Genomic DNA, 22410 nt, shown 5'->3' with positions numbered 1-22410 from the left:
GGAATCGCAGGTTCGTGAAAAGCATCAAGCGGCAATTGCCGATGACGCCGTCGCAAGTGATTTGCCTGTGCCTGATCGGAACAGCGCCGAACGCTTCATCAATCGTGAACTTTCCTGGCTGGCCTTCAACGAGCGTGTGCTTGAGGAGGCAACCAACCCATCGCATCCATTGCTCGAAAGGCTGCGGTTTCTTTCAATCTCGGCCAGCAATCTGGATGAATTCTACATGGTGCGCGTTGCCGGTCTGAAGGGGCAAGTCAGCGCGGATGTGGCGATGCCAAGTCAGGAAGGGATGACACCTGCGCAGCAATTGGCCGCGATCAACGCCAAGGCAGCGGGTCTGATGGCCCATCAGCAGAGGGTCTGGGTGGAGTTGCGCGAGGAGTTGCGCGAGGCCGGTGTGGATGTGCTGGAGACCAAGCATCTGACCGATGCCGAGCGGCAGTGGCTGGAGCGTTACTTCATCGAGGAAGTTTTTCCTGTTCTGACGCCGATTGCTGTCGATCCGGCGCACCCCTTTCCTTTCATACCCAACCTGGGTTTCGCGATGGTGTTGGACTTATTGCGTCGGGAGGATAACAAGAGTCTGACCGGGTTGATGATCCTTCCCAACCAGGTTGACCGCTTCATTCGCTTGCCCGGGGCGAAGGCTCGCTTCATTCGGCTCGAGCAGGTGGTGCGCCTTCACCTGAACCGCCTTTTTCCTGGCTTTGAGGTTCAGGATTACGGCTACTTCCGCATTCTCAGAGACAGTGACATGGAAGTCGAGGAGGAGGCCGAGGACTTGGTGCGCCTGTTCGAAACCGCGCTCAAGCGAAGGCGCCGTGGCAGCGTCATTCGTATGAGTGTCGACAGCGATATGCCGCCTAGTCTGCAACGCTTCGTGGCACGCGATTTGGGTGTGGACGCCAGCGACATCTTTTCACTCGATGGTCTGATCGGGCTGGTGGACACAAAGCAGTTGATCCTGCAAGAGCGGCAAGACCTGCTGTTCGAGCCTTACAACGCACGCTTCCCGGAGCGTATTCGTGATTTCGGCGGCGATTGCCTCGCGGCGATCCGGGACAAGGACATCCTGGTCCACCATCCCTACGAGAGCTTCGATGTCGTGGTGCAGTTTCTCCGCCAAGCCGCCCGCGACCCGCAAGTCGTTTCCATAAAGCAGACGCTTTATCGTACGTCGGAGGATTCGCCGATCGTGGCGGCTCTGGCGGAAGCCGCTGAAGCCGGAAAATCCGTGACTGCGCTCGTGGAACTAAAGGCCCGCTTCGATGAAGAACGGAATATCCGTTGGGCGCGCAATCTGGAGCGTGCCGGCGTGCAGGTGGTCTATGGCTTCATCGACCTGAAGACCCATGCAAAGGTGACTCTTATCGTGCGCCGGGAAGGCGGTGGCCTGCGCTCCTATGTCCACTTCGGCACGGGCAACTACCACCCGATAACGGCGAAAGTTTACACAGATCTCTCGTTTTTCACCTGCGATCCGGCATTGTGTCGCGATGCCGGGAAAATTTTCAATTACATGACCGGGTATGCCAGACCGCACCAGTTGGAAAAGGTGGGCCTGGCGCCCATAGCATTGCGCCAAACGTTGCTGCGTTTGATCGCCGAGGAAGCGGAACACGCAAGGGCCGGCCAGCCAGCGGCAATTTGGGCCCGGGTGAACTCGTTGGTTGATGGCGAGGTTATCGATGCGCTTTACGATGCTTCCCAAGCGGGCGTTGAAATCGACCTTATCGTGCGCGGCATCTGTTGCTTGCGTCCCGGTATCAAAGGCCTTTCGGAACGCATTCGGGTGAAATCCATCGTCGGACGCTTTCTGGAGCACAGCCGTATCGTCTGCTTCGGCGCGGGATATGGGCTGCCTTCCCCACAGGCAAAGGTCTTCATCGCTTCCGCCGACTGGATGCCGCGCAATCTGGACCGTCGGGTCGAAACGTTCATTCCCATCGAAAATCCTACCGTGCACCAGCAGATCCTCGACCAGATCATGATCGCCAACCTCAAAGATGAGGCTCAGTCCTGGACATTGCGCGGGGATGGAGCCTACGAACGCGTGCCTCACGACAGCAAGTCCTTCAGTGCGCACCGTTATTTCATGACGAACCCAAGCTTGTCCGGGCGCGGCAGCGCCTTGAAAAAGGACAAAACGGCACCTCGATTGTTGCTCGATTGATCCGATACGAAGCTCCATAATCCGTCGACGGGATTCGCGAGAGGGAAGGCCAGAACTTAATGGAGACTGCCGGACGCGATGCGCTGCCGAACGGCAAGCGCGAGGCCGTCATAGACATTGGCTCGAACTCTGTCCGACTGGCGGTTTTTGAGCGGTTTCAGCGGTCGTTGACGCCGCTGTTCAACGAAAAGGTCTTGTGCGGCCTGGCGCGCGGGATGGATCGTGAGAACAAGCTCAACGCGGAAGGGGTGGAAATGGCGTTGGCCAACCTGCAGCGCTTCACCCGCTTGTGTCAGGTCATGGGTGTCGATGATCTTGAACTGCTTGCGACTGCGGCGGTCCGTGACGCCAGCAATGGTAAGCAATTCGCCAGCGACGTAGAGGCTCTGACCGGTTACCCCGTGCGCATTCTCAGTGGTGAGGAGGAGGCCCGTTACGCCGCCTATGGCGTGGCGGCCGGTATTCCCGATGCGGACGGCATCGTCGGCGACCTGGGTGGCGGATCATTGGAATTGATCAAGCTGAGCCATGGGCAACTGGGCGAATCCGTGACGCTGCCGTTGGGGTTGCTCCGCATGCCGTGTGACTCCTCAACCGAGCGTCAGGCGGTCGTGGATAAGATCGATGCGGCGATTGCACAGGTTGGCTGGCTGGGAGATCAGTTGGGGTCAAATTTCTACGCTGTTGGCGGTGCCTGGCGTTCGCTTGCCCGGGTAGATATCGAGCAGAACGAGTACCCGCTGCATGTGATTCACGGTTATACGCGCGCCTACCGGGATATCGAAGACATGCTGAAAGTAATCGCCCGTTTGGGGAGCCGTTCATTGGCAGCCTTCGGGTCCGTCTCCAAGCGTCGGCTTGAAACCATGCCGATGGCTGCTCTGATCATGTCGCGCGTGCTTGCTGTGGTGCAGCCGGAAAACGTTGTCTTTTGCGGCTATGGGCTGCGGGAGGGCAGCCGTTACGCGAAGCTGAGCGACGAGGCTCGTGCGCTTGACCCACTCGAGGAGATGGCGGCGGAACTCGCTCGGCGCGAAGGACGCTTTGGCGATTTGGGGGAACCGTTAATTGCCTGGACGGCGCCCCTATTCGACGCTGCGCATAAACGCTGGGAGCGTTTGCGCCGCGCGGCTTGCTACCTGTCGGATGTCGCTTGGCGCGAACACCCCGACTACCGAGCGGAGCAATCGCTGTTGCGTCTCCTGCGGCAACCCTTTGAGGGAGCGGATCACTATGATCGCGGCTTTCTTGGGATGGCCTCCTATATCCGCTATGGCGGGCCGTTGGGTAGCGCCGCGATCGTGCCGCTCTTTGAATTGATCGACCAGGAAGCGACCCGGGAGGCAACGATCCTGGGAGCCGCCTTGCGCCTGGGGTACACCTTGTCGGGTGGCACGCGGGAGGTACTTTCCCAGTCGCGTTTGGAATTAGATGGGAGGCAGGTCAATCTGATTTTCGAAAAGGATGCCTGGGTGCCGGGTGGCGACGTTGTGGAACGCCGCCTGGCTGCCGTTCGCAAAGCCGTTGCAGCGCGTTACAGCTAGCGCTCTACGACTTCCACCTGCTGCTTCTTCAGGGTTAGAGCCAATTCGCCATGTTTAAGCCGCAGGGCGTCTTGACCGAAAATATCGCGCCGCCATCCTTTGAGCGCTGGCACATCGGCATCGTCACTGGCGGCAATGAGCTCCAAATCGGCGCTGTTAGCCACAAGTTTTTGCGCAACGTCGTGCGCCTCGCAGCGCGCCTTCAATAGAACTTTCAGTAGTTCGACCACCGGTCCGATACCGGAGGGAAGGGGAGCCTTGTTCTCGGCCGCCGGGCATTCGCCGTCCGGCAGAGCCAAGCCTGCCTCCACGGCTTTTAGAATGCCTTCACCAAGCTTGCCGCGTGCCATGTCATGGCTGATGCCGCGCGTGCGCGCCAGAGCATCGACGCTGCGCGGCTTATGCACTGCGATATCGACGAGTTGCTCGTCGCGAACCAAGCGATTGCGTGGGATGTCACGACGCTGCGCTTCTCGCTCGCGCCAAGCGCCGAGCTCGCGAAGAATTGCAAGGTAACGACGGTTGCCTGAGCGTGACTTGATCCGGCGCCAGGCTTCCTCCGGGTTGCTGGCATAGGTGGCGGGCGCGGTCAATATATCCATCTCCGCGTCCAGCCACGATGCGCGATCGTTGGCGTCGAGCTTCTTCTTGAGCTTGCGGTAGAGGCTTCGCAAGAAAGTAACGTCGGCCAGGGCATACTCAAGCTGCCGGTCAGTCAGCGGTCTGTGGGACCAGTCGGTAAAGCGGCTGCCTTTGTCCAACTGTTCGCCTTCCAGGTCTTTGACCAGTCGCTCGTAGGAAACCTGATCTCCAAAACCACAGACCATGGCCGCCACCTGGGTATCGAAAATGGGGCGCGGTAACGCGCCATCCATGAGCCGATAGAAAATCTCCATGTCCTGTCGGCCGGCGTGGAAAACCTTGATTAACGACTCAGTCGCCATCAAATCCAGCATCGGACCGATCTCCAGACCGTCAGCCAGGACATCGATTGCGGCGGCTTCTTTTGGGCCGCCGATTTGAACAAGGCAAAGTCTTGGCCAGTAGGTGCTTTCCCGCAGAAACTCTGTATCTACGGTAATGAAATCGGCGTTTTTCTGGCGTGCGCAGAAATCGGCAAGCGATTGGGAATCGGTCAAGAGGGTCATGGGCTTTTCAGATACCCTTTGCGATCGATAAAGGGAAGGCCCGAGTTGAAGCGGACTAGGGGGTGTTCTAACTTTCCTCTTGCTGATGAATGGTGGTTTGAGAGCGCTGACGGTTGACTTTAGGACCGTTCCGTTGCATTTCCGGCGGGCGGACAGCGGATCAAACTTCCAAGAAGCCTCGAAAGACGAAATTCATGCATCCTTATCGCTCTCACACTTGCGGCGCACTGCGCCTTTCAGACGAAGGCCAGGAGGTTCGCCTGTCGGGCTGGATTCACAGGAAGCGCGACCACGGCCAGTTGCTGTTCATCGATTTACGCGACCACTATGGTATTACCCAGTGCGTTCTTGATGTATCCAGCGCCCTGTTCCAGTCAGTCGAGGCAACCCGCGTCGAAAGCGTGGTGACCATCACTGGCAAGGTGATCAAGCGGACTGCCGACACGGTCAATCCCAAGCTTCCAACCGGCGAGATCGAGGTCGGAGTGGAGGCCTTCGAAATCCAGTCGAACGCCGAGTTGCTGCCGCTCCAGGTGAATGCGGAGGAAGACGCTGGCGAGGAAACTCGGTTGCGCTACCGCTACCTTGATCTGCGGCGTGAAGCCATCCACAAACGGATCGTTCAACGCGCGCAGGTTATCGCTTCCATTCGCCGCCGCATGGTCGAACAGGGTTTCACGGAGTTCCAAACGCCGATCTTGACCGCGTCTAGCCCGGAGGGCGCGCGCGATTATCTGGTGCCGAGCCGTTTGCACCCCGGCAAGTTCTACGCCTTGCCGCAGGCACCCCAGATGTTCAAGCAGCTTCTGATGGTCGCCGGCTTCGACCGCTACTTCCAGATTGCCCCGTGCTTCCGCGACGAGGATAGCCGGGCCGACCGCTCTCCAGGCGAGTTTTATCAGCTCGATTTTGAGATGAGCTTCGTCACACAAGATGATGTTTTTAAAGCAATAGAACCTGTTCTTCATGGCGTTTTTGAAGAATTCTCGAACGGTCGTGCGGTAACGCCGGCCCCCTTCCCGAGAATTGCCTTTGACGATGCGATGCTGCGGTACGGCAGCGACAAGCCGGACCTACGCAATCCGATTGAAATCGCCGACGTAACGACCGCCTTCGCTGGCGGAGGCTTCGGGATTTTCTCAAAGCTGATTGCCGAGAACGGTGCAGTCGTTCGCGCTATCCCAGCACCGGGCGCTGCCAGTCAACCACGCAGCTTCTTCGACAAGCTGAACGACTGGGCGCGCAAGGAGGAGGGTAAACCAGGCCTGGGATACATCGTTTACGATGCCGAGGGTCCCAAGGGCCCGATTGCTCGAAACCTGGAGCCCGAGCGTGTCGCGGAAATCAAAGCCTTGGCCGGTCTGAAAGACGGCGATGCGGTATTCTTCGCGTGCGACAAACCGCTTCCCGCCGCGAAGTTTGCCGGTAACGTTCGGAACAAACTTGGTGCCGAACTCGACCTGCTGGAAAAGAATTGTTTCCGGTTTTGTTGGATCGTCGATTTTCCGATGTATGAGCAGGACGAGGAAACCGGCAAGATCGACTTTTCGCACAACCCCTTCTCGATGCCCCAGGGCGGCATGGACGCTCTGCTGAACCAGGACCCCCTGACCATCAAGGCCTTTCAGTACGATATTGTCTGCAATGGCGTTGAGCTCTCCTCCGGCGCAATCCGAAATCACTTGCCTGATGTCATGATCAAGGCCTTTGAGATTGTTGGCTACAGTGCGGCTGAGGTGGAAAGCCGTTTTTCCGGGCTTTTCAGTGCGTTGCGGTATGGCGCTCCGCCCCATGGCGGCTCTGCGCCCGGTATCGACAGGATTGTCATGCTACTCGCCGATGAGCCAAACCTGCGCGAGATAGTGGCTTTCCCCATGAACCAGCGTGCGGAGGACTTGATGATGAACGCGCCGGCTGAAGTGCCGGATGATCGTCTGAGAGATTTGCATCTGCGCCTGTCGCTGCCCCCGGCGAAGAAGCCCTGATTCGGATAGCGATTTTCCCGATAATTTTGTCTAAATCGATCTGTAAAATGTTTTTAAAACAAAGCATTACAGCTCTCGAATGGACAGTCCACCGGGCCTCTCATAAAGTCTAGGGCCGAATCGAAGCGAAGGGAGACGTCGCATGACGCGACCCAGTGACAATGGCTACCGAATGCCGGCGGAGTGGGAGCCCCATCAGCGATGCTGGATGGCTTGGCCATGCCGTGAGGAGCTTTGGGGCGACGGTTTGGAAGCGGCGCGTGACGCCTATGCGGAAGTTGCGCGAGCGATCGCGGCGTTTGAGCCGGTTACCATGATCGCCAATCCCCGGGATGTTGCAGAGGTTTCGCTGCAACTTGGGCCGGGCATCGCGACTTTTTCGCAGGAGCATGACGATTCCTGGATGCGGGACAACGGTCCGACCTTTCTCGTCGATAGCCGGAGCGAACTGGCGGGTGTGGATTGGAAGTTCAACGGCTGGGGCGGCAAGTACGAACCTCACGATCTGGATGACAAGGTTGCCGAAGCTGTAATCCGCCACGTGCAGGCAGAGCTATACAAAGCGCCTATCGTGCTGGAGGGTGGCTCGATTCATACCGACGGTGAGGGCACCCTCTTAACCACCGAGCAGTGTCTGCTCAATCCCAATCGCAACTCAGGCATGGACCGTAAGCAGATTGAAGAGGTTCTTCAGGGATATCTGGGGGTGCGTAAGGTCGTTTGGCTCGGCCAAGGTCTGCACAACGACGAAACGGACGGTCACGTCGATAACTTGTGCTGCTTTGTGAAGCCCGGCGTCGTCCTGTTGCACGCCTGCCGCGACAGTAGCGACCCCAATCACGAGGTCTACAAAGACGCACGTGCCAGGTTGGAGAATGCTACGGACGCACAAGGCAGGTCCTTCGAGATCGTAGAGATCGAACAGCCGCGGCCGCGCAAAGGGCGCAAGGGCGATAAGCTCGCAGCCTCTTACGTCAATTTCTATATTGCGAACGAGGGTGTCATCGTTCCGGCCTTCGACGATCCAAGGGACGAGGCTGCGTTCGACACCATTAGCAAATGTTTCCCCGACCATGATGTCGTGCAGGTTCTAGCGGGCGACATTGTTGTCGGCGGCGGTGGCATTCACTGCATTACGCAACAACAGCCGAAGGTCGATTGATTTTTCGGTCGTAACCGGCCGCTTTACTCTTCGCTGTCCGATGTTATTTCCCAGATACGCGCATGGTCCGTCGCGCGCTGAGGCGTGATCAGGCGTACCCTCTCACGGAAAGACGCTGCGCCGTCTGGCTCAGGGTCGCCCGGTTCGCGTTCGATGGCCAGCAAGGTACCGGTCTTATGGTCGGCCAGCGCCGCCGCATCCTCGGCCTCTGCACGTGCGGCGGGCAGGGCTTCGACCAGACTGGGCGCCCCATAAGCGCTGGCGAAAAGCTGCGCGAGGCGCTCGATGACTGCGTGGAATGCGGCTTCATCAATTTCCGCAACCTCAACCAAGCTGGCCCGGCCCCAGGTTTGCGTCCCCAACCAACCGCTGGCGAAAGCAATTTTCGTCTTGCCTGTTAGCGCAGTGGCATCCACGCCGATGAACGCAAAGGACCCGGGAACCGCCCACTCACCGACCTCGGCCGGTTGTTCGAACACGTGCAGATCGGAGGCATCGAGCCGAATAACGCGGGGAAACTTCATTGCATTGACCAAGATCCAGGGGGAAACAAACCAATTCGTAGCACTTTGGGCCTATCGCACACGTCGGCTTCTCTGCACAGGCTACCCGAAAATACCGCCAAAGGGTGTGTTAAAAGCGGTCGCGTCAGGGTCCTTCCCAGATCACGATTCACCCATTGATATCGGCATATCAGCCCGGCACGTCGATGGACTGTTCCTGCCAGCACCATGTCATCCTAGACCAAGCGGTCGGGGAGTGGCCGGCCTGCGAAAAAGGCATCCAGGTTGTCCAGGCACTTGAAGCCCATTGCATTGCGGGTTTCGATTGTCGCGCTGCCCAGGTGCGGGAGCAGGAACACATTCTCCAGATTTCGGTAACCGGGGTTGATCCTGGGTTCGCCCTCGAAAACATCGAGCCCTGCGGCTGCGATCTTACCCGACTTCAGTGCTGCGATTAATGCATCGTCATCCACAAGAGTACCGCGCGCGGTGTTGACCACCACGGCCCCATCTGGAAGCAGTGCAATCCGCTGTTGATTCAAGAAGTGGTAGTTTTCAGCCGTGGCTGGGGCATTGATGGAAAGGAAATCGCAATGTGGCAGCAGACCGTCCGCCGTCTCGTGGTAGATTGCGCCTTGTTCCTGGTCCTTCGGTAGCCGTTTGCGGTTGTGGTAGTGAACCTCCATCGAAAACCCGCTTGCGCGACGCGCTACGGCTTGTCCTATGCGCCCCATGCCGAGAATGCCTAAGCGTTTGCCGGTCACCTCGATACCCATCAGCATTTTTGGGTCCCATCCGACCCAGCGATCCTCTCGCACCATCCTCTCACCTTCATAGGCGCGGCGGGCTGCGGCTAGGATCAGCAACAGCGTGATATCTGCCGTTGCGTCCGTCAGTACATCCGGTGTGTTGGTTACAGCGATGCCTCGCGCCTTTGCGGCGGCCAGATCGATGTGATCCACACCGACAGAAAAGGTCGCGATCAGCCTGACACCCTCCGGCAGTCGTCCAATTACATCTGCGGTGAATTTCTCTGTTGGCGCGCAGAAAATAGCGTCGCAGCCGGATGTGCGGGAGACGATTTCTTCCGCGTCAGGCACCCGGCCTGTGTCGTTTAGCCGCGCATCGTAATCGCGCTCAACGCGTGCCATGACGGCGTCTGGAAACTGCTGCGTTACAAAAATCTGCGGCTTTTTTGCCATAAGGTATGCTCCCTGCTCATCGCTTAGACGCCCTCTACGCCTAGACGGCTAGTAAATCGCTCTTGTGTGCCTGCCACCTTGGCAAGGCGGCATTGCAGGCTTACCTTTCTCAAGAATGTTCTGCAAGTTCCGCCACATGGTCTACTGACGGCCCTGCTACCTAATGGGAGCCACTCTTGATCGATCTGAAGCCCACTGCCTTTCTTGTTACTTCTCTATTGATTTTCTCAGGCGCAACCGAGGTCGGAGCCAGTCCTGTTCTGCAACCTCACGTAGCCGCTTACACCTTCAGGCTCGTCACCGCCCGAAGTGGTGGCAGCGTGACCGATGCAAGCGGCCGGATGACCTTTGAATTGACCGATGCTTGCAGGGGTTGGACAAGTGCTCAGAAAACCTCCTTGGATCTGGGGTTCTCCAGCGGTGGAAGCGTTACCTTCGGTTGGAGCAATTCAACATACGAAGCCAAGGATGGCAGCAGTTTTCGTTTCTTTGTCGAGCAGTTCTCCGAGGCCGGTGATGATGAGAAGCAAAGCGGTAAGGCGAAGATAAAAGCGGACGGAAGTGGCGGCGTCGCCGAGATCGAGGAGAATGGCGAAATCCGCGCTCAGGAGTTGCCGCGTGGTACGCTGTTTCCCTCCGCCTTCACTGTGAAATTGATTGATGCCGCCCGGTCGGGTGAGGTGATTCTATCGGGCCCGCTGTTCGACGGTTCGGGCGAAAAGGGCGTCTACGACGTCAGTCTGGTGATCGGCAAGCATTTGCCGCCAGGTACGGCCGCTTCTGTCGAGGGGCTGGAGAACCTGGAAAGTTGGCAGGTTCGCGCCGCTTTCTACAGTGTTGGTGATCGCAGCAGCGTGCCGGATCAAGAACAATCCTTCCGGCTCTATGAGAATGGCGTGATCGATCGTCTGCAACTCGATATGGGCGATTTCGTTGTCGAAGGCCTGTTGAGCGACTACGAAACGCAAAACTCCAGCGACTGCTGACGGTTCGCCTCATTCGCTTTTTTTCAAAGGTTTTCGGGGCAGCATGGGCTTGAAACCACGGCCCTTTGCAATGGCATCTGGCCCTAGCTTGTCGCGCAATCGGTCGAGCGCGTCCTCAAGCCGAATAAGGCGCGGACGGTCCGGATCGATCAGGGAGCCTTGATCCGCGTGGGAAAGCGGTTCCAACTCAGAAACGCCGACGCCGATTAGTCGAAACACCCGTCCGTCACACTCTTTCGTCAGGACGTACAAGGCTTCGCGGTAGAGTACTTCGGCTAGCCGCGTGGAGCCGTCCAGTCGATGGCTGCGGGTTATCAGCTTGAAGCTGCCCGTCTTCAGCTTCAGGACAACCGTTCCGCCTGCAAGACCTTGCGCTTTTAGCCGGCGTGCCACCTTCTCGCAGAGTGGCCAGAGGTGCCCCCTGAGCAGCGCAAGGTCGCCAATGTCCTCATCAAAAGTTGTTTCGGCGGAGATTGATTTGGTCGGGGAGTCAGGCGTGACCTTGCGCTGGTCCTCGCCGCGGGAAAAACTATAGAGACGCCTGCCGATCGCTCCGTAGCGCCCCACAAGAACCGCCTCCTCGTAGGCTAGGAGGTCTTTAATGTTGGCGATGCCGTCGCGTGCGAGCGTTGCCTGGAGCGCCTTGCCCACTCCCCAGATCATTCCCACCGGCTTGTCGGCTAGAAACCGCTTTGCTTCAGCCTTTCCGATAATCGCAAACCCCCTGGGTTTGTCGAGATCTGAAGCCACCTTTGCGAGAAACTTGTTGTAGCTGAGACCCACCGAAGCAGTGAGGGAGAAGCGCTCCTCGATTCGCTTGACTAGAAGCGCCAAGCTGCGTGCCGGCGGCCCGCCGTGCAGCCGTTCGGTACCGGTCAGGTCAAGAAATGCCTCGTCTATCGAAAGGGGTTCGACCAACGGCGTTAGCTCCTCCATGAGTTCACGGATTTGCCGGCCAACGCTTCGGTACTTGTTCATATCCGGACGTATTACCACAGCGTCCGGACAGGCCCTCAGTGCCTTGAACATCGGCATGGCCGAGCGCACACCATAGAGTCTTGCCACGTAGCAAGCCGCCGAAACAACACCGCGATGCCCGCCACCGACGATAACCGGTTTGTCTCTTAAATCCGGGTTATCGCGCTTCTCGACAGAAGCGTAGAAAGCGTCGCAGTCGATATGCGCGATGGACAGCGAAGCAATCTCGGAATGCGAAAGAAGTCGATGGCCGCGGCATTTCGGACACCGGTCCGCCGGCGCGTCGGCAGTTTGGGAAGTGCCAGACAGCCAGCCGCAATCCCGACAGAGGGTTGTGGGAGCCGCCTGTTCCACCACTACCGCCATGATTTGCCTCTTACCGCTTGTGACAGTTTAGCGGATCGTGGCAGGAGTCGGCAGCACCTTTGAAAGCGGGTGACGGCCCTTACTGCGTTTTGATCAGCGCGTGCCGTTTGCGGCCTGCCGATAGTTTGATAACGCCATCGGGTGTCAGAGCCTCGGAGGTGATTTGAAGCGTCTCGTCTTCAATCTTTTCGTCGTTTAAACGTGCGCCGCCCTGTTTGATGAGGCGCCGCGCTTCGCCGTTCGATGCCGCAAGTCCGGCACGCCGAAAGAGTTCGAATGCAGCAATACCCTGTTCTAGTTCGCTACGGGCAATATCGATGGTCGGCAGGTCCTGAGCAAGCGCACCCTGCTCGAAGGTCTGGCGAGCGGTTTCTGCGGCGCGCGTCGCATTCTCCTCACCGCGGCACAACGCCGTGGCCGCCGTGGCCAGTATCTTTTTGGCCTCGTTCAGTTCGGCGCCTTGAAGCGCCTCTAGCCTGGCAATCTCTTTTTCCGGAATTTCGGTGAAAAGGCGCAGGAAACGACCCACGTCGCCATCTTCGGTATTACGCCAGTACTGCCAGTAGTCGTAGTTGGAGAGCCGTTCTTCATTCAGCCAAACGGCGCCCTGGGCGGTCTTGCCCATTTTGGCGCCGGAAGAAGTGGTCAGCAAAGGATTGGTCAATCCGAAGACCTCCGCACCATCCACCCGGCGACTGAGCTCGACGCCATTGACGATGTTTCCCCATTGGTCGGAGCCGCCCATCTGCAGACGGCAGCTGTGACTGCGTGAAAGCTGAAGAAAGTCGTAGGCCTGCAGGATCATGTAGTTGAATTCCAGGAAGGTCAGGGACTGCTCCCGATCCAGGCGCAGCTTAACCGAGTCGAAGCTCAACATCCGGTTCACGGAGAAATGCCGCCCGAAGTCCCGCAGAAAATCGATGTAGTTTATCTCACTCAGCCAGTCGTTGTTGTTGACCATGACGGCATCGGTCGGACCGTCGCCGAAGGTGAGGAAGTTCTCGAATACCCGTTTTATACCGATCATGTTGCTGGCGATTTGCTCGTCCGTCAGCAGCATTCGCGCTTCGTCGCGCCCCGACGGATCGCCGATACGTGACGTGCCACCACCCATGAGGACAATTGGTCGATGTCCGGTCTGCTGCAGCAGACGCAAGAGCATGATCGGAAGCAAAGAGCCGGCGTGGAGGGAATCCGCGGTGCAATCGAAACCGATATAAGCCGTTACAACGCCTTTGCTCAGTAGGCTATCCAGACCCTCCAGGTCCGTGCACTGATGAATAAAGCCTCTTCGCTGGGCTTCGCGCAGAAAGTCGGATTTTACGTCGGTCATGGTTTGGTTCGCTCGTCGTAAGAAGGTGGTTCCGATCCGGGCACCGATTGTATTGCACTTCCGTATGGACGGGCGGCTCTGGTATCACAAAGCAGGCCGTTTCACAATTGATGCCGGTATCATCATTGATGGCCTTGGGGCAAAGGAACTTCGAAAGTGAATCAAACACAGACCCAATGGGCCATCGGCATGATGAGCGGGACCTCGCTCGACGGTATCGACGCAGCGCTCATCCGCAGCGACGGTTTGACGGTTGTAGAAGCCGGGCCAAGGTTAAGCATTCCCTACGACAAGGCCTTTAGACAGCGCCTGCGCCGCCTCCTGGGACGCCGAGATTCCAGCGATGAGGTTGATGCAGTTGAGATGCTTCTTACCATGCGTCATGCCGAAGCCGTTTCCAGCCTGTTGGACAGAGCCGAGTTGCAGGCGTCAGAGGTTTCGGTTATCGGGTTTCACGGCCAGACGCTGTTTCACGCGCCAGAAGACGGTGTGACACGGCAGATCGGCGATGGTCATCTGTTGGCGACCCTGACGGGCATACCCGTCGTCAACGAACTGCGCACGGCAGATGTTGATGCCGGTGGCCAGGGCGCGCCGCTCGTTCCGGTATTTCATGCGGCCTTGGCAGCCGGGCTTCCAAAGCCGTTGGCGGTGCTGAATATCGGTGGTGTCGCTAATGTCACCTGGATCGGAGAGCCCGAGGAAAATAGCCGGGCAGGGGACAATCTGCTGGCGTTCGATACCGGACCGGGGAACGCGCTGATCGATGACTGGGTCTTTGGTTTTAATGCGGGTAACTACGATAAGGATGGGTTGCTGGCCCGGCGTGGCAAGGTCGACGAAAGCTTGCTGGCAACCTGGTTACAGCATGAATTCTTCAAACAGAGGCCACCCAAGTCGTTAGACAGGAACAGTTTCCAGGTTGATGGCGTGAACGGTCATTCGCTAGACGAAGGGGCAGCGACATTGACGGCCTTCACAGTCGCCGCCGTCGCCAAGGCTGCTGCCTGGCTTCCGCAGACACCACTGCGGTGGCTGATCTGCGGCGGCGGGCGTCATAACGGTTTCATGATGGACGCGCTAAAAGAATGTTTGGGCACCGCCGTCGATCCTGTCGAGGCGGTCGGCTGGGATGGCGATGCCATCGAGGCCCAGGCCTTTGGGTATCTCGCACTCCGATCCCTGGCGAAACAGCCTTTGACCTTCCCGGGAACGACGGGGGTTGCTTCACCTACCACGGGCGGCCAACTGCACCTGCCGCCCGGGTATCAAAAGCCAACGTCCGGGTAATCAGGCGGCCGCAGCCCTGCGTTTGTCGACATGATCGGCCACGTGCTCGCAGAGCAGCTCCATTTGATCCTTGAAGAAGTGGTCGGCGTCGGGAATCACCCGGTAGTCGATGGCAATGCCTCGCTGTGCCTGCAATTTCTGCACCAGCTTCGCGACCGAGGGTTCCGGCACCAACTCGTCCTTCTGGCCCTGGACGATCAGCCCGGAAGACGGACAGGGTGCCAGGAAGGTGAAATCGTACATGTTCGCCGGCGGCGCGACCGAGACGAAACCTTCGATCTCTGGCCGCCGCATCAATAGCTGCATGCCAATCCATGCTCCGAATGAAAAGCCTGCGACCCAGCAAGCGCGTGCGTTCGGATTGATTGTCTGCAACCAATCCAACGCAGAAGCCGCATCCGACAATTCACCCTCGCCACGGTCATAGACGCCCTGGCTACGGCCGACACCGCGGAAATTGAACCGCAGGACAGAGAAGCCTTGCTTGGCGAATGTGTGGAACAGGTGATAGGCCACCTTGTTGTTCATCGTTCCGCCGTGCTGCGGGTGCGGGTGCAAAATAATTGCGACCGGCGCATTGGCTTCCCGATTGTGCAAGTAGCGGCCTTCGAGGCGGCCTTCCGGCCCATTTATGATCACATCAGGCATATTGTCGCATTACCTCAGCTTTACATTGACCATCATCGAACAAATATCTGACTCTTACAGTATGGTATTGCGAGCCTTTTTCAGGCGGGTCGCTGTGCAATACTTGACTGGACAGGTAGGTTTTCTGCAGTTTGGTACCTGTTCGATCAGCTCATTGGCCACCACATGGTGATGTGTGGGGCCGATAGGCAGTGGTTTAATAGGCGGCGGAGTGTAGCATGGCAAGCAAGGGCTTTCTCAAGTCTCTTAAAGAAGAAATCGATTCAAGTCTCGCCCGCGACCCCGCGGCGAAGTCTGCCCTTGAGGTAGTGCTTTGTTATCCGGGTTTCCAGGCCACGATGATGTATCGCCTCGCTCACTGGTTCTGGGAGCGGAGGTTACACCTGTTGGGGCGTTGGATCACGGCCGTGGCCCGCTTTCTTACCGGGATCGAGATTCATCCAGGTGCGCGCATCGGCCGTCGGTTTTTCATCGACCACGGAATGGGCGTGGTTATTGGTGAGACGGCTGAAATCGGCGACGACGTGACGCTTTATCAAGGTGTTACTCTGGGTGGCGTCGCACCGTCGGTGGACAGTGATGCACAGCGCAACCAAAAGCGACACCCAACGCTGCTCAACAACGTGATTGTCGGGTCCGGCGCACAGGTGCTCGGGCCCGTGACCGTGGGTAACTGCGCGCGTGTGGGCGCCAACGCCGTGGTTACCAAGGATGTGGGGAACAACGTCACAGTGGTTGGTATTCCGGCTAAAGTCGTGGCCCAGGCTGGCCGTTCGGCCGATCCTGCTCCCTTTGTTGCCTATGGTACGCCCGTTGGTGACTTGCCCGACCCGGTAGCACGTGCATTGGAGGGACTGATGGACGAAGTCACGCGGTTGCGTGGCCGATTGGACGAGCTTGAGAACATCGTCGAGGAGAAGGGGGAAAATACGACCGGGACACCTGCGGTCGGCAGCCCCGGAGAGGAACACGAGGCGACCGCAAGCGGCGGTAAGTGCTGACGCCCTCCATGTTTCTTCGGATCGCTAGGAGGTAGGGAAAATGAGATTGAGTACGAAAGGTCGTTATGCCGTCATGGCGTTGGTCGACTTGGCTTGCGAATCTATTGGCAAGCCCATCACCCTGGCGGATATCGCCGAACGGCAGGAGATATCCTTGTCCTACCTGGAGCAGCTATTCGCCAAACTGCGTCGGGCCAATCTCGTCACTTCCGTACGTGGTCCTGGCGGCGGCTATCTACTCGCCCGGCCTGCCGCCGAGACCCGTATCTCCGACATAATAATGGCCGTTGATGAGCCAATTCGCGCGACGCGCTGCATGCCGGGCCAACCTTACGGTTGCCGCGGCAATCAAAGTCGATGTCTGACACACGATCTATGGGAAGAACTCGGAAATCAGATCTACCTGTATCTTTCCTCCGTCTCGGTTGCCGACATTGTCAATCGCCGCGTTCTAGGTACAAGTGGTCTGGACAGATTTCCAACTGCTGTCGACAAAGTAAGCCACGACAGAGACGCCGATTTGGAGTCGGATAAACTGGTGGCCTCCCGATAAAATCCTATCCGGCATCGCAATCAGCGATTTTATTTAACTGGAGCCTTCCACGCGGATCTTTGACCTGGACGACGATGAAAGCAGCAGCGACCTATTTGGACCACAATGCAACCTCGCCATTGCGGCCTGCAGCCCGATCAGCGGTGCTGGCGGCGTTGGAAGTTTGCGGCAACGCATCGTCCGTGCATGGGTTTGGCCGCAAGGCGCGAGGCCTTCTGGATGACGCGCGCCAGGATCTGGCGCACTTGTTTGGAGCGGGCAGCGGGCAGCTTGTTTTTACCTCCGGCGCGACCGAAGCGAACAACCAGGCATTACTGACTGCGAAGCAGGGCCCGATCCTGCTTTCCGCCGGCGAGCATGATTCGCTGCTGCAGTCTTGCGCCGACGCCGAAATCATTCCCTTGTGTGAGAACGGCTTGGTCGATCTCGAGTGGTTGGCTGCGCGTCTGAGCCGCAAGCCGACGCCAGCGATGGTTTCCGTAATGCTGGTCAACAATGAGACCGGCGTTGTTCAACCCCTGGAAGACGTCGTGACCTTGGCAAAGAGCGTTGGCGCTCTCGTGCATTGCGATGCCGTGCAGGCTGCCGGAAAGCTTCGACTTTCCTTCAGCGAGCTTGGTGTCGACCTCCTATCGCTCTCCGCACATAAGATCGGTGGTCCGGCGGGTTGTGGCTTGTTGATACAGCGCGACGGACTCAGTGTGACCCCATTGGTGCGCGGAGGCGGCCAGGAGCGCCGCCGTCGTGCCGGAACCGAGAACCTAATTGGTATCGTAGGCTTTGCTGCCGCGGCCAGGGAAGCCGAGCAAGGGCGTCAGGACGCGATGGACCGCTTGGGAGCCTGGCGGCAGGCTTTTGAGGATGCTGTTCTGGCAGAAGCGCCGGAGGCCGTGATTTATGGCGACGGCGCGCCCAGAGTTGCAAACACGATTTGTCTAGGCGTGCCGCGATTGCCTGCTGAAACACAAGTGATGGCGATGGATTTGGCAGGTTTTGCCGTCAGCGCCGGCTCGGCTTGTTCTTCCGGCAAGGTAACACCCTCTCACGTTCTGCGCGCAATGGGCGTCGAACCCGATGCTGCCGCCTCGGCAATTCGGATCAGCTTGGGTTGGAACAGTCAGGCGGAGGACTTACCGCAATTCCTTAAAGCATGGCTTGCGCTTTATGACCGCAGTCGGGCTGCGGCTTGAACATGGAAACAAAATCCAAAGTGACAAAGGACAATACGCCTAAAACGCCGGTGTATCTGGACTATCAGGCCACAACGCCTCTTGATCCGAGAGTTTTCAAGGCGATGGAGCCCTATTTCACGGAGTTCTTTGCCAATCCTCACAGTGTCGAGCACAGCCCTGGCAGGGCAGTCGCCGCCGCCGTCGAGGAGGCGCGTGAGCAGGTCGCCGCCTTGATCGGCGCTGACCCTCGCGAGGTGATTTTTACGTCGGGCGCAACTGAGGCGAACAATCTTGCGATCAAGGGAGCCGCACGCTTCTTGAGGCGGCACAAGGGGCTCGATCACATAGTCACCCTGGCAACCGAGCATAAGTGTGTGTTGGAGTCCGTTCGCGCGCTCGAGCGTGAAGGTTTTCGCGCCACCTATCTGCCGGTTCTTCCCAGCGGCTTGGTTGATATGGACAAGCTCGCCCTGGCCCTGGAATCCAAAACCGCTCTGGTTTGCGTGATGGCGGTAAACAACGAAACGGGCGTGATACAGCCTTTGGCCCGGATTGGCGCGCTTTGCCGTGCGCGCGGTGTCCTGTTTCACAGCGACGCCGCACAGGCTGCAGGACGCATCGCATTGGACATGGAAGCCATGCAGATCGACCTATTGAGCCTGTCCAGCCATAAAATCTATGGTCCCAAAGGTATGGGGGCGCTTTACGTGCGCCGCCGCCCACGTGTTCGCCTGGAGCCCTTGTTCGACGGCGGTGGGCAAGAGCGTGGGTTGCGATCCGGAACACTACCGGCGCCGCTCTGCATAGGTTTCGGTGAGGCTTGCCGCATCGCCGGTGAGGAGCGGGAGAGCGACAATGCCCGTGTTTCGGCCTTGCGCGCGCGCCTGCTCGATGGTTTAAGGGCGCGCGTTGAAGGTGTAACGGTCAATGGCGAGTGGGACCAGCGGATCGCGGGCAATCTCAATCTCCGGTTCGCAGGTGTTGATGCTCAATCGCTGATTGCCGCTGTCCCCGACCTGGCGTTTTCAACGGGGTCCGCTTGCAGTTCGGCGGAAGTCGAGCCGTCTTATGTATTGGGTGCGCTGGGTTTGGACGAAGCGCAGTCACGCCAGTCGATGCGTTTGGCCCTGGGCCGTTTCACGAGTGAAGTCGACGTAGATTTTGCCGTGGCGACGCTTTCGGACGCGGTGCGGGCGCTGCGGGCGCAGAAACGCCAGGGTGCGGCGGAATAGAAGCAAACAAAGGTTATCGTGAAGAGGAGTTTCGAGAGTATGCCGAAGATGGTCTTCATCGAGCGGGATGGAAATCGCAAGGAAGTCGATGCGCCGGTTGGCCTGTCGGTGCTGGAGATAGCGCACCGCAATGACGTCGATATCGAAGGTGCTTGTGAAGGCTCGCTCGCCTGTTCCACCTGCCACGTCATCCTGGAGGCCGATTGGTATACCAAGTTGGAAGATGCTTCCGAAGATGAAGAGGATATGCTCGATCTCGCTTTCGGTCTTACTGAAACCTCTCGCCTGGGCTGTCAGATCATCATGAATGATGATCTTGATGGCCTGACGGTCAAGCTGCCCGCCGAAACCCGCAATATGCTTTTCGAATAGGACCGTTGTCAGTGGCGGCACTGTTTGAGGAATTGAAGGCCAACTGCGGCGATGACTGGGCAGCCTATACCAACCATTCTTTTGTTCGTGCGCTCGCGGCAGGGACGCTCGAGATCGAGGCATTTCGATTTTATCTGGCGCAGGACTATCTGTTCCTGAAGCATTTCGCGCGCGCTTATGCTCTGGCGGTCTATAAAAGCGAAACTCTTTCTGATATGCGGGCAGCCGCTGCGACCCTGGATGGTCTCCTTAATCATGAGATGCTGCTGCATGTCGATTTGGCGGCAGGGTGGGGAATCGATGCAAAGGCGTTGGAAGCCACCGTCGAGCACCCTGCCAACATGGCCTATACGCGTTTTGTCCTGGAGCGTGGTCTGGCCGGAGACTTACTGGATCTGTTGGTGGCATTGGCGCCCTGTGTAGTCGGTTATGGCGAAATCGGTTCGCGTTTGCTCGCCGATAGTAGCGCCACACTGGCAACCAACCCCTATCGCTCCTGGATTGAGACCTATGGTGGTGTGGAGTACCAGGAGATAGCGGCCGCGGCCGTTGCGCAGATCGAACGTGTTTCCGGCGATCGCTTGGGTGATCGCCCGACGGCAAACCCTCGCTGGGCGACGATTCAGGAAACATTCGCGGCCGCCACCCGGTTAGAGGCGGGTTTCTGGCAGATGGGTCTGGACGCCGCCGCCCGATGAAGTGGCGAAGCTATCCGGCCGTCGCCTTTTCCGCGATTGCTTTGAAGATGACATCAAGTTCGCGCGCCAGATCATCGAGTGCTACACCGCCGTCGTCGTAGGGCGCAAAAACCTCACTTGGTGGAGCGTAGCTGAGCGTCGCCGTACCATCACTGTTCTCGGTAATGTAGAAACGGATCGGCGCTTCGATACCCGCCGGGATCGAGGCCGCCAGCATGCGCTTGGCGAAATCGGGACGGTAGACGCCTATGACCATGTTGCCGGGTATATCCTCGTCAAGGAGCTTCTTGACGCCGACGGTGGCGCTGGCCCGAGACACGATCCCCATTTGCTGCTCGGCCACCGCATCGTTGAAACGCTCGACGAGAGCGCCATAGCTATGGGGTGTGGGAATCACGACCCAGTTCCGGGGCCATGCCGGTTCATCGGCTCTAGGCGCTGTTATCGCGACCAACAGCCATGCCAAAGTCAGTATCGTAAGTTTCGGAAATCTCATCTTTGCCTCCCATCGGGCAGGCCATCTGTGCAAAATAGGCCAGACGGCAACCTTAGGGGTCGTATCCAGCGCGGGCAAAGGTCAAGCCGAACACGGCGAGTCACAAGTGGGTGAAGTCGGTAAGTCGCGAATTTTAGGGGGCGCGTATTCGATGCGGAGTGCTGCCGAGCGGGCGATGAAATTGTTAAGGCAGGCGGAGCGTGTTGAGCCTTTCGTCTTCCGGCCCTGGTTCGATCGTCTGACACTGCGCGGAATTCTCGACTGGTTTCAGCCCTTGTCGCGTGCCTGGAGCCTCGCGGAGGCCGTGGATTATGACCCTGCCGACTACGTCGCAGGAATCGGCAAGCCCCTGCCGCCAGGTCCCGGTTGGGAGCGTGGGTTGGCGTTGTTGCTGGGAAGGGCCGAGGAGCAGCGCCACGAATGGGTCGGCGCGGACCAGCGTTGGCAGGAAGGGTTTTTTGGCTCTGACGCCGCAAGCATCGACTTAGTAGCGCTGGAAGCGGCACGCATGGGCGCTGCCGACCGCTTCATGAACGCCCGTAGCCTTTTTCTGCCGCTCAAGCTGTTGGGGCGGTTGCCGCCCTTGTCTTGGGATATAGCAACCCCGGAAAAGTTAGGAACGTCCTTCGACGGAGCGGCGGCCGACCCGGTACGCTTCCTGGACCCCACGCAAGCAACTGCCAAATTGCGGCAGACCCACAGCATGATCGAGGGCGGTGTCCGACATCGCTGGATAACTGCGGAAGGCCAGTCCGAAAACGACGGCGCACCGCTCTGGGCCCGGGTCATAGAGCCTGTTGATGCTGTTGATCCACCAACCTTGGTTTTTCTCCACGGTATTTCCATGGAGACGGATTTTTGGGCGGGATTCAACGATGCGGCGATGTTGGCGGTCAAACAGGGCTTTCGGCTGATTCGAGCCGAAGGCCCCGGACATGGCCGTCGCCGGGCTCCCGGCACATTCGGCGGCGAGGAGGTGCTTTCGACAGGCCCCTTCGGCTTTATCAATTATATCAGCCGCCACCTGCTCGAGGCTGCGCTCTTGATTGCCTGGGCGCGGGGGCAGGGCGGCGGCCCGGTAGGGCTGGCCGGTGTAAGCTTGGGTGGACTGACAGCCCAGAAGCTAGCTTGCGCATCACGCCACTGGCCCGATGCCTACAAGCCGGATGCCTTGATGTTGATGGTGGTCAGTGGGCGGGTTTCAACTTTGAAGATGGGGGGCCGCCTTGCCGGGGAAATGCGCCTGCCCGAACGTCTGGCCAAGGCCGGTTGGACGGACGACCTGCTGCGCCGCTATGCGCCGCTGGTCGAGCCAGAACGTGATGCGCCGCTGCCGCCGGAGCGAATCTTCATGCTGTTGGGTGTTGAAGACGAGATCATGCCGATTGCCGAAGGCCGTGCGCTGGCGCGCGACTGGCGCTTGCCGGACGAGAACGTCACAATCCGACCACAGGGCCACTTCACCGCTTATCTTGGGTTGCCTGCCGCGCCGCAGCCGTTCTTCCAGTTCTTGCAACGAATCAAGCATTTATAGGGATATGACTCGGGCTGCTACGCAACGGGAT

20 protein-coding genes are annotated in these 22410 nt (G+C 58.6%); 13 read left to right on the top strand and 7 right to left on the bottom strand.

The features are described 5' to 3' along the window. Window positions 1–34: 34 nt before the first annotated feature. On the top strand, window positions 35–2176 hold the full coding sequence (locus ABIE63_RS08070) for an RNA degradosome polyphosphate kinase (protein ID WP_354504233.1): 2142 nt from the start codon (window positions 35–37) through the stop codon (window positions 2174–2176). Window positions 2177–2235: 59 nt separating this feature from the next. Continuing rightward, window positions 2236–3720 (top strand): Ppx/GppA family phosphatase, encoded by a 1485-nt coding sequence (locus tag ABIE63_RS08065; RefSeq protein WP_354503926.1) that lies wholly within the window; start codon window positions 2236–2238, stop codon window positions 3718–3720. On the opposite strand, the gene rnd is transcribed toward ABIE63_RS08065, so the two are convergent. Further along, a complete protein-coding gene (gene rnd, locus ABIE63_RS08060; RefSeq protein ID WP_354503925.1) occupies window positions 3717–4868 on the bottom strand; it encodes a ribonuclease D in 1152 nt (383 codons plus the stop codon). The genes ABIE63_RS08065 and rnd overlap by 4 nt on opposite strands. Window positions 4869–5062: 194 nt before the next feature. On the opposite strand from rnd, the gene aspS reads away from it, so the two are divergent. Further along, window positions 5063–6853: an aspartate--tRNA ligase gene (gene aspS, locus ABIE63_RS08055; protein ID WP_354503924.1), complete on the top strand. Its 1791-nt coding sequence runs from the start codon at window positions 5063–5065 to the stop codon at window positions 6851–6853. A gap of 142 nt (window positions 6854–6995) precedes the next feature. Then, the gene (gene aguA, locus ABIE63_RS08050; RefSeq protein ID WP_354503923.1) at window positions 6996–8015 is read left to right on the top strand and encodes an agmatine deiminase; all 1020 of its coding nucleotides are present in this window, start codon (window positions 6996–6998) and stop codon (window positions 8013–8015) included. Between the two features lie 23 nt (window positions 8016–8038). On the opposite strand, the gene ABIE63_RS08045 is transcribed toward aguA, so the two are convergent. Both ABIE63_RS08045 and ABIE63_RS08040 read right to left on the bottom strand, forming a co-directional pair. Next, window positions 8039–8539, bottom strand: a complete 501-nt coding sequence (locus ABIE63_RS08045) for a DUF6505 family protein (RefSeq protein ID WP_354503922.1) — start codon at window positions 8537–8539, stop codon at window positions 8039–8041. 215 nt (window positions 8540–8754) lie between these two features. Further along, entirely contained in the window at window positions 8755–9720 is a 966-nt protein-coding gene (locus ABIE63_RS08040; RefSeq protein WP_354503921.1) for a D-glycerate dehydrogenase, read from the bottom strand. A gap of 176 nt (window positions 9721–9896) precedes the next feature. Here ABIE63_RS08040 and ABIE63_RS08035 point away from each other — a divergent pair, with 176 nt between their 5' ends. After that, window positions 9897–10706, top strand: coding sequence for a DUF1849 family protein (locus ABIE63_RS08035; RefSeq protein WP_354503920.1), 810 nt, complete (start codon window positions 9897–9899; stop codon window positions 10704–10706). A 9-nt stretch (window positions 10707–10715) separates the two neighbouring features. Here ABIE63_RS08035 and ABIE63_RS08030 read toward each other — a convergent pair whose 3' ends face one another. Beyond that, entirely contained in the window at window positions 10716–12050 is a 1335-nt protein-coding gene (locus ABIE63_RS08030; RefSeq protein ID WP_354503919.1) for a DNA polymerase IV, read from the bottom strand. Between the two features lie 79 nt (window positions 12051–12129). Continuing rightward, window positions 12130–13383, bottom strand: a complete 1254-nt coding sequence (tyrS, locus tag ABIE63_RS08025) for a tyrosine--tRNA ligase (RefSeq protein WP_354503918.1) — start codon at window positions 13381–13383, stop codon at window positions 12130–12132. 156 nt (window positions 13384–13539) lie between these two features. Here tyrS and ABIE63_RS08020 point away from each other — a divergent pair, with 156 nt between their 5' ends. Next, window positions 13540–14673, top strand: coding sequence for an anhydro-N-acetylmuramic acid kinase (locus ABIE63_RS08020; protein ID WP_354503917.1), 1134 nt, complete (start codon window positions 13540–13542; stop codon window positions 14671–14673). Here ABIE63_RS08020 and ABIE63_RS08015 read toward each other — a convergent pair whose 3' ends face one another. Beyond that, the gene (locus ABIE63_RS08015; protein WP_183415837.1) at window positions 14674–15321 is read right to left on the bottom strand and encodes an alpha/beta hydrolase; all 648 of its coding nucleotides are present in this window, start codon (window positions 15319–15321) and stop codon (window positions 14674–14676) included. 218 nt (window positions 15322–15539) lie between these two features. Between ABIE63_RS08015 and cysE the strand changes: the two genes are divergently transcribed. Genes cysE through tenA form a run of 6 tightly spaced genes read left to right on the top strand, consistent with a single transcriptional unit; the run spans window position 15540 to window position 20349 of the window. After that, on the top strand, window positions 15540–16322 hold the full coding sequence (gene cysE, locus ABIE63_RS08010; RefSeq protein WP_354503916.1) for a serine O-acetyltransferase: 783 nt from the start codon (window positions 15540–15542) through the stop codon (window positions 16320–16322). A 40-nt stretch (window positions 16323–16362) separates the two neighbouring features. Continuing rightward, window positions 16363–16875 (top strand): Rrf2 family transcriptional regulator, encoded by a 513-nt coding sequence (locus ABIE63_RS08005; protein WP_354503915.1) that lies wholly within the window; start codon window positions 16363–16365, stop codon window positions 16873–16875. Window positions 16876–16934: 59 nt separating this feature from the next. Further along, the gene (locus ABIE63_RS08000) at window positions 16935–18065 is read left to right on the top strand and encodes a cysteine desulfurase family protein (RefSeq protein ID WP_354503914.1); all 1131 of its coding nucleotides are present in this window, start codon (window positions 16935–16937) and stop codon (window positions 18063–18065) included. Between the two features lie 20 nt (window positions 18066–18085). Next, entirely contained in the window at window positions 18086–19279 is a 1194-nt protein-coding gene (locus ABIE63_RS07995) for an aminotransferase class V-fold PLP-dependent enzyme (protein WP_354503912.1), read from the top strand. Between the two features lie 39 nt (window positions 19280–19318). Next, the gene (locus ABIE63_RS07990) at window positions 19319–19651 is read left to right on the top strand and encodes a ferredoxin family 2Fe-2S iron-sulfur cluster binding protein (RefSeq protein ID WP_183415832.1); all 333 of its coding nucleotides are present in this window, start codon (window positions 19319–19321) and stop codon (window positions 19649–19651) included. An 11-nt stretch (window positions 19652–19662) separates the two neighbouring features. Further along, the gene (gene tenA, locus ABIE63_RS07985; protein WP_354503910.1) at window positions 19663–20349 is read left to right on the top strand and encodes a thiaminase II; all 687 of its coding nucleotides are present in this window, start codon (window positions 19663–19665) and stop codon (window positions 20347–20349) included. A 10-nt stretch (window positions 20350–20359) separates the two neighbouring features. On the opposite strand, the gene ABIE63_RS07980 is transcribed toward tenA, so the two are convergent. Continuing rightward, on the bottom strand, window positions 20360–20845 hold the full coding sequence (locus ABIE63_RS07980) for a DUF302 domain-containing protein (protein WP_354503908.1): 486 nt from the start codon (window positions 20843–20845) through the stop codon (window positions 20360–20362). A gap of 175 nt (window positions 20846–21020) precedes the next feature. Here ABIE63_RS07980 and ABIE63_RS07975 point away from each other — a divergent pair, with 175 nt between their 5' ends. Then, window positions 21021–22379 (top strand): alpha/beta fold hydrolase, encoded by a 1359-nt coding sequence (locus ABIE63_RS07975; protein WP_354503907.1) that lies wholly within the window; start codon window positions 21021–21023, stop codon window positions 22377–22379. Window positions 22380–22410 lie beyond the last annotated feature (31 nt).

This window comes from Limibacillus sp. MBR-115 (assembly GCF_040549425.1).
GTDB lineage: Bacteria > Pseudomonadota > Alphaproteobacteria > Kiloniellales > CECT-8803 > Limibacillus > Limibacillus halophilus.
This window is presented reverse-complemented; position numbering and strand designations above follow the sequence as displayed.